Here is a 13,986-nt window from a genome sequence, read left to right as displayed (position 1 = left end):
CTGCGGTCAGCGTCGTCTTACCATGGTCAACGTGGCCAATCGTGCCGATGTTGACGTGCGGTTTTGTACGCTCAAACTTTTCCTTTGCCATGATGGCCTCCTTTTTCGGTAATGAAGGGAGCCCGTGGACCGGGCTCCCTCAAATCTTCGCTTATGCGTATTTCGCCTGAATCTCGTCCGAGATATTCTGCGGAACCGGATCGTAGTGGTCGAACTGCATGGTGAACTGGGCACGGCCCGACGACATCGAACGCAGAGTGTTGATGTAGCCGAACATGTTCGCCAGCGGAACGAACGCGTCGATCGCGATCGCGTTGCCGCGCGGTTCCTGACCAGACACCTGGCCACGACGCGAGGTCAGATCGCCGATGATACCGCCGGTATATTCTTCCGGGGTGATCACTTCGACCTTCATGATCGGTTCCAGCAGTTTCGCGCCAGCTTTGCGCATGCCTTCGCGCATACACATACGGGCCGCGATTTCAAACGCCAGAACGCTCGAGTCAACGTCGTGGAACTTACCGTCCAGCAGGGCAACCTTGAAGTCGATCACGGGGAAGCCAGCCAGAGGGCCGCTGTCCATAACCGACTGGATGCCTTTTTCAACACCCGGGATGTATTCCTTCGGAACGGCACCACCAACGATGCGGCTTTCAAACGAGTAACCTTCGCCCGGCTCTGTCGGAGTGATCTCGAGTTTAACCTCACCGAACTGACCCGAACCACCCGACTGTTTCTTGTGGGTGTAGGTGTGCTCGACCGGCATCGAGATGGTTTCGCGATAGGCCACCTGCGGTGCACCAATGTTCGCTTCAACCTTGAACTCGCGCTTCAGACGGTCAACCAGGATGTCCAGGTGAAGTTCGCCCATGCCCTTCATGATGGTCTGACCCGATTCCAGGTCGGTTTCCACACGGAAGGACGGGTCTTCGGCGGCCAGACGGGCCAGACCCTGAGACATCTTTTCCTGGTCGCCCTTGGTTTTGGGCTCAACTGCGATCTCGATCACCGGATCGGGGAAGGTCATGGTTTCCAGAACCACCGGATCCTTCGCGTCACACAGGGTGTCACCGGTGGTGGTGTCTTTCAGACCCGCCAGCGCGATGATGTCGCCTGCAAACGCTTCTTCGATCTCTTCCCGGTTGTTCGAGTGCATCATCATCATACGACCGATGCGCTCTTTCTTACCTTTGGTCGAGTTCAGGATCGAGTCACCCTTGTTCATGGTGCCCGAGTAAATCCGAGTGAAGGTCAGCGAGCCAACAAAGGGGTCGTTCATGATTTTGAACGCCAGACCCGAGAAGGCCATCTCGTCGTCTGCACGACGGGCGATGTCACGAACTTCTTCCTCGTCGCCGGGTTTGAAGCCCATGTAATCAACGACGTCCAGCGGGCTGGGCAGATAGTCGATCACAGCGTTGAGCAGCGGCTGAACACCTTTGTTCTTGAAAGCAGAACCACCCAGAACCGGAACAAACGCGATTTCCAGAGTACCTTTGCGCAGCAGGGCGCGCAGGGTTGGAACGTCGGGCTCATTGCCTTCCAGGTATTCCATCATCGCGTCGTCGTCCATTTCGACGGCCGCTTCGATCATCTTGCCGCGCCATTCGTCAGCCATGTCCTTCAGGCTGTCGCGGATCGGAGCTTTGATCCAGCTTGCGCCCAGATCTTCGCCCTGCCACAGCCACTCTTCCATGGTGACCAGGTCGATCAGACCTTCCAGCTCGGTCTCAGCGCCGATCGGAATACCAACCGGAACAGCGCGTGCGCCGGTGCGGTCTTCGATCATGTTGACGCAGTTGAAGAAGTCAGCGCCGATCTTGTCCATCTTGTTGACGAAAACCATACGCGGAACCTTGTAGCGGTCAGCCTGACGCCACACGGTTTCTGTCTGGGGCTCAACACCGGCGTTTGCGTCCAGAACGCAGACGGCACCGTCGAGAACCGCCAGCGAACGTTCAACTTCGATGGTGAAGTCAACGTGGCCGGGGGTGTCGATGATGTTCAGGCGGTGCTTAGGAGTTTCGGCGGTCTTACCGTCTTCGGTGCGTTCCCAGAAGGTGGTGGTCGCAGCCGAGGTGATGGTGATGCCGCGTTCCTGCTCCTGCTCCATCCAGTCCATGGTGGCTGCACCATCGTGCACCTCACCGATGTTGTGGGATTTACCAGTGTAATACAGGATACGCTCCGAGCAGGTGGTCTTACCTGCGTCGATGTGCGCCATGATACCGAAGTTACGGTATAGTTCGAGCGGATATTCGCGTGCCATTTTGGATAAGCCTCTGGATTACCAACGGTAGTGGCTGAAGGCTTTGTTCGCCTCGGCCATCTTGTGGGTGTCTTCGCGCTTCTTCACGGCAGTACCGCGGGACTGTACAGCGTCCAGCAGTTCACCGGCGAGGCGTTCTTCCATGGTGTTTTCGTTGCGGCCGCGCGCAGCGGTGATCAGCCAGCGGATGGCCAGAGCTTCGCGGCGCTCGGGGCGGACTTCGACCGGAACCTGATAGGTTGCACCACCAACCCGGCGCGAGCGAACCTCGACCGACGGTTTGATGTTGTCGAGCGCTTCGTGGAACACTTCGACAGGAGCGCGCTTTACCTTGTTCTCAACGCGGTCAAAGGCGTTGTAGACGATGCGCTCTGCGACCGACTTCTTGCCGTCGATCATCAGGTTGTTCATGAATTTGGTCAGAACCTTGTCGCCAAATTTGGCGTCAGGCAGGACTTCGCGTTTTTCGGCGGCGTGACGACGTGACATATCAGCCTCTCCTTCTTACTTGGGACGCTTCGCGCCGTATTTGGAACGACGTTGCTTACGATCTTTGACGCCCTGAGTATCCAGAACACCGCGCAGGATGTGGTAACGCACACCGGGAAGGTCTTTCACACGGCCGCCACGGATCAGAACAACCGAGTGTTCCTGCAGGTTGTGGCTTTCACCGGGGATGTACGAGATGACCTCGAACCCGTTGGTCAGGCGCACTTTGGCAACCTTACGCATAGCCGAGTTCGGCTTTTTCGGTGTGGTGGTATACACACGGGTGCAGACGCCGCGCTTCTGCGGGCACTGCTCCAGGTGCATGGACTTCGAGCGTTTGACTTTGGGCTGCCGCGGTTTGCGGATCAGCTGTTGAATAGTTGGCATTCCGGTTTCTTCCCCGTTTTGCAACACACATGACATGCACGCGCATTGCGTGCGGTTAAACTTTGCTGCGCTCATGCGTCCACAAGCGCAAAACCCGCGAACGTTCCCATTCCGAGGTGAACGTCGCGGTTGGTTATCAGAGGACGCGAACTGCAAAATTGTCCGGGTCTTGACCAGTCCATTACTGAGATCGGTTTTGGGGCGGCCCCCGGTACCGAGATGTCGCGCGTAATAGGGGGAGTCGGCCCAAGTGTCAACAGCACACCTGACATGACACCGGTCCGGCGGGTTTGCATTGATTTATCCCTTTTCGCTGGATGCTTCCAGCACAACTGCCGTTGCAGGCAGCCGGTCGTGTCGGCATAGTCCGCAGCAACGCTCTGCCTTACGGATGAAACATGCAAGTCATCGGCCTGTGCCGCTTTTCCTATCCCGCATATGGTGGCTTTCAGATCGAACATGACTCGATCGAAGAACGCCGGGCCTATCTTTATAACCCGGATCGCCTGGAAGAGCGTTTTCGCCTGTTCGAGACGACCACCCTGCCCTGTTTCAGGGAACAGACCGACGAGGATTTTCAACTTCTCGTCGTGATTGGTGAATGCCTGCCGAAACCGGCCCTGGACCGGCTTCATGACCTGACAGCGGGCGTGAAACAGATCAGGATCATCGCACGGGAACCCATGCGACAACGCCGCGTTATGAAAGAGGTTCTGAACGCCGCACGCCAAAACCCCGACGCGCCTTGTCTGCAATTTCGTCATGACGACGACGACGCCGTTTCCGTGGATTTCATAGAACGGCTGCGCATTGCCTCAGAAGACGGCAAAGGTCTGATCGAAAAGAACAAAACCGTCGCCATAGACTACAACAACGGCTTTCTTGCGCGTTTCGGACCAGATGGAATACTAGCCGCTCAGAAATTCCAACCGCTGTTGGGCGTGGGGTTGGGCATGTATGTCCGCGGCGGGTGCGACCTGACGATCATGAACTTCGCCCACCACAGGATCGGGAACTTCATGCCGGTGATCAGCTATCCTGACGCGCCAATGTGGGTTCGGACCCTGAACCAGTTCAACGATTCCCCACATGCGCGCCACAACAGGGCAGAGCTTTCGCCCCTCACGCCGGAACTTGAGGGGGAATTCATCGCGCGTTTTGCGATCGAGCAGGACGCTGTCCGGCGCGTTCACGGAACAAGGTGAACAATCCGGTTCCGACCACCAGCACGGCACCCAACATTGTGATCGCGTCCGGCCAGTCGCCGAACACGGCCCAACCCAAACCCAAAGCCCAGATCAGGCTTGAATAACGGAAGGGCGCGATAAACCCGACCTCGCCTTCGCGCATGACCATGACGCTGAACAGGTACCCCATCAAAACAAAAACAGCCGCCGAAGCAATCAATATGCCCGCATCGGCTGGTACAGGCTGCCAGCCCTTTACCAGCGTCACGAAACTTGCCGATACCGTAATGGTCAGGGTCGTCGCCAAGGTCACGACCAGCGAGGGCACATGGCTTGACATGCGCCGCGTGATCAGGTCCCGTACAGTAACCGCTGCAACGGCAATCAGGGCATATACTGAATAGACGCTGAATCCGTCTGGCCCGGGACGCACGATTAGCAGCATCCCGACAAATCCCACCACGATCGCCACAATTCTGCGCCAACCGATGTGCTCGCGGAAAAACAGGGCCGCGCCCAGTGTCACGGTCAGCGGCAAGGCTTGCAAAACGGCTGTCACATTGGCCAGTGGCATATGCAATAGCGCCGTCAAAAAGAAGAATGTCGCCGAAAGCTCGGCAAGGCACCGCGCGGCGACAAGCCATTTGTCATGACGCGGGAAATTCAGGTGAAGCGCACCAAAATGACGAACCAGAATAAACACAAGGACAGTCGCCAACGCCCCGCGCATCGCCACCATCTGAAACAGAGGCACTTCCGCCCCCGCGACTTTGACCAACGTATCGTTGATAGTAAAGGCAGCCATGCTACCCATCATCAACAACGCACCTTTGACATTGGGCGTCATTCTTTACCGGTCCCTTGCGGTTGAATCTGCGGCACTTGCCCGCTCTTTGATGATTACCCAAGCAAAGCGTAAAACGCGATAGCCTGACGCAATCCTCCACCCGGCACGTATGACGCGGTACGAGAGGTCCGCGCGCAAAAGAAAAGGCCCCGCGAAACGCAGGGCCTGATCTTCATTTCTGAACTTCGCTTACTCGCGGCTTTCCGGTGTCTCCACCATCACGTCCAGCTCGTCGCCGACCATGTCGTCGTCAATGACCGGAGCAGCAAGGGCAGCGGCGGCTTCGGCCTCTTCCCGGCGGGCTTCGATCACCACGTTGTCACGCGATTGCGCAACCTGACGCACGGCCTGTGTCGCACCACCGGTACCGGCAGGGATCAAGCGACCGACGATGACGTTCTCTTTCAGGCCAACCAGCTTGTCCTTCTTGCCCTGCACCGAAGCCTCGGTCAGAACGCGTGTGGTTTCCTGGAACGACGCCGCCGAGATGAACGAACGCGTCTGCAGCGAGGCCTTGGTGATCCCCAGAAGGATCGGCTCGCCCTGTGCCGGACGACCACCGCGCGCGATGGTCTTCTCGTTGGCCGCGTCGAACTCTTGCTTGTCGACATGCTCGCCTTTCAGCAGGGTGGTGTCACCTGAATCCAGGATCTCCCACTTCTGCAGCATCTGACGCACGATGACCTCGATGTGCTTGTCGTTAATCTTCACGCCCTGCAGACGATACACGTCCTGCACCTCGTCGATCATGTAGTCCGCCAGCGCCTCGACACCCATGATGGACAGGATGTCATGCGGAGCCGGGTTACCGTCCATCAGGTATTCACCCTTCTGGATGAAGTCCCCTTCGGCCACCGGGATGTGCTTGCCCTTGGGTACCATGTACTCGATGGTCTCCATGGACTCATCAGCCGGTTCGATGCTGATGCGGCGCTTGTTCTTGTAGTCGCGGCCAAAGCGCACGTAACCATCTGCTTCTGCGATGATCGCGTGATCTTTCGGACGACGAGCTTCAAACAGTTCAGCCACACGCGGCAGACCACCGGTGATGTCCTTGGTCTTGGCGCCTTCACGCGGGATACGCGCGACAACGTCACCGGCTTCGACAGTCTGGCCATCTTCAACCGACAGGATCGCATCCACCGACATCGGATAGTGAACCGGGTTACCCGCATCGTTGCGGACCGGTTCGCCATCTTCACCAACCAGAATGATCTCGGGCTTGAGGTCGCTGCCTTTGGGGGCCGCGCGCCAGTCGACCACGATCTTCTGGGTCATACCGGTTGCTTCGTCGGTCTCGTCACGAACGGCAAGGCCCGAAACAAGGTCAACGTATTTCGCGGTACCGGCTTTCTCGGCGATGATCGGCAGGGTGTAGGGATCCCACTCGAACAGCTTGTCGCCACGGGCGACGGTTGCGCCATCCTTGACGAACAGCTTCGAGCCGTAGCCCAGTTTGAAGCTGGCACGCTCTTCGCCGTGTTCGTCGTTGATCACCAGCTTCATGTTCCGGCCCATGACCAGGCTTTCGCCTGCTGCATTGACCAGAATTTGCGGGTTCTCGAACGCAACAACGCCTTCCTGGTTGGCTTCCTGGAACGACTGCTGACCACCTTGGGCAACACCACCGATGTGGAAGGTCCGCATCGTCAGCTGCGTACCGGGTTCACCGATGGACTGGGCGGCGATGATGCCGACAGCCTCACCCGTGTTCACCATGGTGCCACGTGCAAGGTCACGACCGTAGCAGGTTGCACAAACGCCTTCCTCGGACTCACAGGTCAGAGGCGAACGGATGCGCATCGATGCAACACCAGCTTCGTCAATAGTGTCGGCCATACGTTCATCGATCAGCTGACCTGCGGCCACGATCACCTCATCCGTGCCCGGACGCAGAACATCGTCAGCCGCCACACGGCCAAGCACACGTTCGGCCAGCGAGGCAACAACCTCACCATCGTTCACGGCGGCTTCGGCTGTGATCGCACGCTCGGTGCCACAGTCGATCTCACGAACGATACAGTCCTGCGCCACGTCCACCAGACGACGGGTCAGATAACCCGAGTTCGCCGTCTTCAGAGCGGTATCCGACAGACCCTTACGGGCACCGTGGGTCGAGTTGAAGTACTCGAGAACGGTCAGACCTTCTTTAAAGTTCGAGATGATCGGCGTCTCGATGATGTCACCGTTCGGCTTGGCCATCAGGCCGCGCATACCGCCCAGCTGTTTCATCTGAGTGACCGAGCCACGCGCACCCGAGTGGGCCATCATGTAGACCGAGTTCGGCTCCATGTCCGACCCGTCTTCGGCCTTGGCGACATCCGAGATCGTGCTCATCATCGCGTCAGTTACGCGGTCGTTACACTTCGACCAGGCATCGACAACTTTGTTGTACTTTTCACCCTGAGTAATCAGGCCGTCCATGTACTGCTGTTCAAAGTCCTTCACCTGATCGCGGGTGTCATCGACGATGCCCCACTTGTCGGTCGGGATGACCATGTCGTCCTTGCCGAACGAAATGCCCGCCTTGAACGCTTCTTTGAAGCCCATCGACATGATCTGGTCACAGAAGATAACCGACTCTTTCTGACCGCAGTAACGGTAGACGGTGTCGATAACCTGCTGCACTTCTTTCTTCCGCAGCAAACGGTTGACCAGCTCGAACGGAGCTTTGTTGTTCATCGGCAGCAACGCACCCAGACGCAGACGGCCCGGAGTGGTTTCATAGCGCTTTTGAACTTCGTTGCCTTCCTCGTCGATCTGCGTGATCCGAGCGGTGATCTTGGTGTGCAGATGTACCTCGCCGGAATCCAGCGCGTGCTGAACTTCGTCGATCGAACCGAACACCTTGCCTTCGCCGGGCATGCCTTCGCGCTCGAGGGTCACATAGTAGAGACCCAGGATCATATCCTGCGACGGAACGATGATCGGCGCGCCGTTTGCAGGCGACAGAACGTTGTTCGTCGACATCATCAGAACACGGGCCTCCAACTGGGCCTCAAGGCTCAGCGGGACGTGAACGGCCATCTGGTCACCGTCGAAGTCGGCGTTAAAGGCCGAACAGACCAGCGGGTGCAGCTGGATGGCTTTACCTTCGATCAGGACCGGCTCGAACGCCTGAATGCCAAGACGGTGCAGCGTCGGCGCACGGTTCAGCATCACGGGGTGTTCGCGGATCACCTCGTCGAGGATATCCCACACTTCGGGACGCTCTTTCTCGACCAGTTTCTTCGCCTGTTTCACGGTCGAAGACAGACCTTTGGCTTCAAGGCGCGAGTAGATGAACGGCTTGAACAGTTCCAGCGCCATCTTCTTGGGCAAACCACACTGGTGCAGCTTGAGTTCCGGGCCGGTCACAATGACCGAACGACCCGAGAAGTCGACGCGCTTACCCAGAAGGTTTTGACGGAAGCGACCCTGCTTACCTTTCAGCATGTCCGACAGCGATTTCAGCGGGCGCTTGTTGGCACCGGTGATCACACGACCACGACGGCCGTTGTCGAACAGAGCATCCACGGATTCCTGCAGCATCCGCTTTTCGTTGCGGACAATGATGTCAGGCGCGCGCAGCTCGATCAGACGCTTCAGACGGTTGTTCCGGTTGATAACACGGCGATACAGATCGTTCAGATCCGAGGTCGCAAAGCGGCCACCATCCAGCGGAACCAGCGGACGCAGTTCCGGCGGAATGACCGGGATCACGGTCATCACCATCCACTCGGGCCGGTTGCCCGACTCGAGGAAGGATTCAACAACCTTCAGACGCTTGATGATCTTCTTGGGCTTCAGCTCACCGGTGGCTTCGGCCAGATCAGCACGCAGCTGCTCGGCTTCGGCTTCCAGATCGATCTGGGCCAGCATCTCACGGATGGCTTCAGCACCGATATTGGCGGTGAACGCGTCCATGCCATAGGCATCCTGCGCATCCATATACTCTTCTTCGGTCAGCATCTGGCCGTAAGTCAGGTCGGTCAGACCGGGCTCGATGACGACATAGTTTTCAAAGTACAGAACGCGTTCCAGATCGCGCAGCGTCATGTCCAGCATCAGACCGATGCGGGACGGCAGCGATTTCAGGAACCAAATATGCGCAACAGGCGCGGCCAGTTCGATGTGGCCCATACGCTCACGGCGGACTTTCTGCAGGGTGACTTCCACACCGCATTTCTCGCAGACAACGCCGCGATACTTCATCCGCTTATATTTACCGCACAGACATTCGTAATCTTTGATCGGGCCAAAGATACGCGCACAGAACAGACCGTCACGCTCGGGCTTGAACGTCCGGTAGTTGATGGTTTCGGGTTTCTTGATCTCGCCATAGGACCAAGACAGAATCCGCTCGGGCGACGCCAACGAGACCTTGATCTCGTCGAAAACCTTCGGGGGCGTCAGCGGGTTGAACGGGTTGTTGGTGATTTCCTGGTTCATTTGTTACCTCAAATCTTGCGGAAGGGGGGACGGGAGAAAGGGCAGCGCCCTTACTCCTCAACCTCCGCATCCAGGAGTTCCATATTCAGGCCGAGGCCACGGACTTCTTTAACCAGAACGTTGAACGATTCCGGTACGCCCGCTTCAAAGTTATCCTCGCCCTTGACGATCGACTCATAGACCTTGGTCCGGCCGGCGACGTCATCCGATTTCACGGTCAGCATCTCCTGCAGGGTGTAGGCGGCGCCGTAAGCTTCCAGAGCCCAGACCTCCATCTCACCAAAGCGCTGACCACCGAACTGCGCCTTACCGCCCAGCGGCTGCTGGGTCACCAGGCTGTACGGCCCGGTCGAACGCGCGTGGATTTTGTCGTCCACAAGGTGATGCAGTTTCAGCAGGTACTTGATGCCCACGGTGACCGGACGTGCGAATTGCTCACCGGTGCGACCGTCGAACAGAACCGACTGACCGCTTTCCGAGAAGCCCGCACGCACCAGCGCGTCGTTGACGTCTGCTTCCTTGGCACCGTCGAAGACCGGGGTTGCGATCGGAACACCGCGGGTCACGTTGCCCGCAGCCTCGATCAGGCCATCCTCGTCCAGACCGGTGATGCCTTCTTCATAGACATCCTCGCCATAGGCCAGCTTCATCGCTTCGCGCACCGGGGTCAGGTCGCCAGAGCGACGATATTCACCCAGAGCGTCGTCGATGTTCAGACCCAGACCGCGCGCGGCCCAACCCATGTGAGTTTCAAGGATCTGACCGACGTTCATTCGCGAAGGCACGCCCAGCGGGTTCAGACAGAAGTCAACCGGCGTACCATCGGCCAGGAACGGCATGTCTTCCATCGGAACAACCTTGGAGATCACACCTTTGTTCCCGTGACGACCGGCCATCTTGTCGCCCGGCTGCAGCTTGCGCTTCACGGCGATGAAGACTTTGACCATCTTCATCACACCCGGCGGCAAGTCGTCGCCACGGCGGACCTTCTCGACCTTGTCCTCAAAACGGGCGTCCAGAGCACGCTTTTGCACTTCGTACTGCTCGTTCAGAGCTTCAACGATCTGTGCGTCCTGCTCACCTTCCAGTGCCAGCTGCCACCACTGACCACGGGTCAGGGTTTCCAGCAGATCCTCGGTGATCACCGACCCTGCCTTGACACCTTTCGGGCCTTTGACAGCGGTTTTACCCAGGATCAGACCTTGCAGACGCGCATAGATGTTGCGGTCAAGGATCGCCAGCTCGTCGTCCCGGTCACGGGCCAGACGTTCGACTTCCTCACGCTCGATCTGCAGCGCACGCTCGTCTTTCTCGACGCCGTGACGGTTGAAGACGCGGACCTCAACGACCGTACCGTAGTCGCCCGGCTTCACGCGCAGCGAGGTGTCGCGCACGTCAGATGCTTTTTCACCAAAGATGGCGCGCAGCAGCTTTTCTTCCGGGGTCATCGGGCTTTCGCCCTTCGGAGTGATCTTACCGACCAGAATATCGCCCGGCTCAACATCCGCACCGATGTAAACGATGCCCGCCTCGTCGAGGTTGCGCAGCGCTTCTTCACCGACGTTCGGGATGTCACGGGTGATTTCTTCCGGGCCCAGCTTGGTGTCACGGGCGGCGACTTCAAATTCCTCGATATGGACCGAGGTAAAGACGTCGTCACGCGCGATACGTTCCGAGATCAGGATCGAGTCTTCGTAGTTGTAACCGTTCCACGGCATGAACGCGACGACCACGTTCTTACCAAGGGCCAGTTCACCCATATCGGTCGACGGACCATCGGCAATGACTTCGCCCTTCTGGACGGTGTCACCCACCTTGATCAGCGGACGCTGGTTGATGCAGGTGTTCTGGTTCGATCGCTGGAATTTGCGCAGACGATAGATGTCAACGCCAGCGTCGCCCAGTTCCAGATCTTCGGTGGCGCGGATAACGATACGCTGGGCATCGACCTGGTCGATGATACCGGCGCGTTTCGCCTGAATCGCAGCGCCCGAGTCGATCGCAACCTTTTCCTCGATCCCGGTACCAACCAGCGGCGCTTCGGCGCGCAGCAGCGGAACCGCCTGACGTTGCATGTTCGAGCCCATCAGAGCGCGGTTGGCGTCGTCATTTTCAAGGAACGGGATCAGCGATGCAGCGACCGAGACCAGCTGTTTCGGCGACACGTCAATCAGGTCTACATTCTCGCGCGGGGCAAGCGTGTAGTCACCGGCCTGACGGGTCGACACCAGATCGTTGATGAACTTGCCATCGGCGTCCAGAGTCGCGTTCGCCTGCGCCACAGTGTGACGCATTTCCTCGGTCGCGGACATGTAGTGAACCTCATCGGTCACCTCGGCGTCTTTGACGACGCGGTAAGGTGTTTCGATGAAGCCATACTTGTTCACGCGGGCAAAGGTGGCCAGCGAGTTGATCAGACCGATGTTCGGACCTTCGGGCGTTTCAATCGGGCACATCCGGCCATAGTGGGTCGGGTGAACGTCGCGCACCTCAAAGCCCGCACGCTCACGTGTCAGACCACCGGGGCCAAGCGCCGAGAGGCGGCGTTTGTGGGTGACTTCCGACAGCGGGTTGGTCTGGTCCATGAACTGCGACAGCTGCGACGAGCCAAAGAATTCACGGACAGCAGCCGCAGCTGGTTTCGCGTTGATCAGATCCTGAGGCATGACGGTGTCAATCTCGACCGACGACATACGCTCTTTGATCGCGCGTTCCATGCGCAGCAGGCCAACGCGGTACTGGTTTTCCATCAGTTCGCCGACCGAACGCACACGACGGTTGCCGAGGTGGTCGATATCGTCCACGTCGCCTTTGCCGTCACGCAATTCAACCAGCGCCTTGATGCAGGCCACGATGTCTTCGCGACGCAGGGTGCGCAGGGTGTCCGGCGCGTCCAGAGCCAGACGCATGTTCATCTTCACGCGACCAACGGCGGACAGGTCATAACGCTCACTGTCGAAGAACAGGGTGTCGAACAGGGCCGACGCAGCCTCGACGGTGGGCGGCTCACCCGGGCGCATGACGCGATAGATGTCCATCAGCGCGCTTTCACGGTTCAGGTTCTTGTCCTGAGCCATGGTGTTGCGCATGTAGGGGCCGACATTGACGTTGTCGATGTCCAGAACCGGGATGTCGGTGATGCCCGCATCGATCAGTTCCTTGACGGTGCCGCCGATCAACTCTCCGTCTTTGTCGTATTCAAGGGTCAGCTCATCACCGGCCTCGACATAGATCGCGCCGTTTTCTTCATTGATGATGTCCTTGGCGACAAACTTGCCAACGATGTGATCGAACGGAACCAGCAGGTCAGTGACCACACCTTCTTCGATCAATTTCTTGACCGCGCGCGGAGTGACTTTCTTGCCCGCTTCGGCAATCACTTCACCGGATTTTGCATCGACCAGATCATAGGTCGGGCGGGTGCCGCGCAAACGCTCGGGGAAGAACGGTGTGACCCAGCCCTTCTTCTTGTCCAGCTTGTAGGACACGGTGTTGTAATACGCGTCCATGATCGCTTCTTGATCCAGACCCAACGCATACAGCAGCGTGGTCACCGGCAATTTGCGGCGACGGTCGATCCGGGCGAACACGATGTCCTTGGCGTCGAACTCAAAGTCCAGCCAGCTGCCGCGATACGGGATGATGCGGCAGGCAAACAGCAGCTTGCCCGACGAGTGGGTCTTGCCCTTGTCGTGGTCAAAGAACACACCGGGCGAACGATGCATCTGGGACACGATCACACGCTCGGTGCCGTTCACGATGAACGTTCCGTTCGGCGTCATCAGGGGCATATCGCCCATGAACACGTCCTGTTCCTTGATGTCCTTGACCGAACGTGCGCCGGTGTCCTCATCGACATCAAAAACGATCAGACGCAGAGTGACTTTCAGCGGCGCGCTATAGGTCATATCGCGCTGCATGCACTCTTCAACGTCGTATTTCGGCTTTTCCAGATCGTATTTCACGAACTCCAGAACGGAGGTTTCGTTGAAATCCTTGATCGGGAAAACCGACTGGAACACACCTTTGATGCCTTCGCCATCGGTTGGCTGCTCTGCATCGCCGGAGCGGAGAAAAAGATCATAAGAAGATTTTTGCACCTCAATGAGGTTCGGCATTTCCAAAACTTCACGGATTTTGCCGTAATATTTACGAAGACGTTTCTGGCCAAGGAACGTTTGAGCCATGTCAGATGTCACCTTTCGATGTTCTCAGCGGGCAAAGACACCGTCGGGCCCCGGCATCTTGCACATTCGAGACGACACGTCCGGATCAATTCATGGCCACCGTCCCGAAGGCAGCCTCCCGATCCAAGAACCGCGTCTTAGAAAACACCCCAATTCATGAGGTCCTTTCTAAGACAGGTTCGGCTGGAC

At 58.0% G+C, this 13,986-nt stretch carries 8 protein-coding genes; 1 reads left to right on the top strand and 7 read right to left on the bottom strand.

Annotation, left to right across the window (positions count from 1 at the left end):
• The 4 genes from ACR0B7_RS17780 to rpsL form a co-directional block, all read right to left on the bottom strand.
• Positions 1 to 91, bottom strand: a 91-nt coding sequence (locus tag ACR0B7_RS17780; RefSeq protein ID WP_215675807.1) for a GTP-binding protein, incomplete at its 3' end; no start/stop codon positions are given.
• Between the two features lie 60 nt (positions 92 to 151).
• Positions 152 to 2,269, bottom strand: coding sequence for an elongation factor G (gene fusA, locus ACR0B7_RS17775; protein ID WP_170385928.1), 2,118 nt, complete (start codon positions 2,267 to 2,269; stop codon positions 152 to 154).
• An 18-nt stretch (positions 2,270 to 2,287) separates the two neighbouring features.
• Positions 2,288 to 2,758 (bottom strand): 30S ribosomal protein S7, encoded by a 471-nt coding sequence (gene rpsG / locus ACR0B7_RS17770; RefSeq protein ID WP_010441203.1) that lies wholly within the window; start codon positions 2,756 to 2,758, stop codon positions 2,288 to 2,290.
• Positions 2,759 to 2,773: 15 nt separating this feature from the next.
• Entirely contained in the window at positions 2,774 to 3,145 is a 372-nt protein-coding gene (gene rpsL, locus ACR0B7_RS17765) for a 30S ribosomal protein S12 (protein WP_005621086.1), read from the bottom strand.
• Positions 3,146 to 3,543: 398 nt separating this feature from the next.
• Here rpsL and ACR0B7_RS17760 point away from each other — a divergent pair, with 398 nt between their 5' ends.
• Positions 3,544 to 4,350, top strand: a complete 807-nt coding sequence (locus tag ACR0B7_RS17760; RefSeq protein WP_170485697.1) for a putative rhamnosyl transferase — start codon at positions 3,544 to 3,546, stop codon at positions 4,348 to 4,350.
• Here ACR0B7_RS17760 and ACR0B7_RS17755 read toward each other — a convergent pair.
• The 3 genes from ACR0B7_RS17755 to rpoB form a co-directional block, all read right to left on the bottom strand.
• Positions 4,292 to 5,179, bottom strand: coding sequence for a DMT family transporter (locus tag ACR0B7_RS17755; protein ID WP_170485698.1), 888 nt, complete (start codon positions 5,177 to 5,179; stop codon positions 4,292 to 4,294). The genes ACR0B7_RS17760 and ACR0B7_RS17755 overlap by 59 nt on opposite strands.
• Before the next feature lie 189 nt (positions 5,180 to 5,368).
• Entirely contained in the window at positions 5,369 to 9,610 is a 4,242-nt protein-coding gene (gene rpoC, locus ACR0B7_RS17750) for a DNA-directed RNA polymerase subunit beta' (RefSeq protein WP_170485699.1), read from the bottom strand.
• A 50-nt stretch (positions 9,611 to 9,660) separates the two neighbouring features.
• A complete protein-coding gene (rpoB, locus tag ACR0B7_RS17745; RefSeq protein ID WP_170576911.1) occupies positions 9,661 to 13,797 on the bottom strand; it encodes a DNA-directed RNA polymerase subunit beta in 4,137 nt (1,378 codons plus the stop codon).
• Between the last annotated feature and the right edge of the window lie 189 nt (positions 13,798 to 13,986).

Source organism: Ruegeria sp. BB6 (assembly GCF_056539385.1).
The sequence above is the reverse complement of the archived record's forward strand: the minus strand, read 5'-3'. Positions and strand labels throughout refer to the sequence as shown.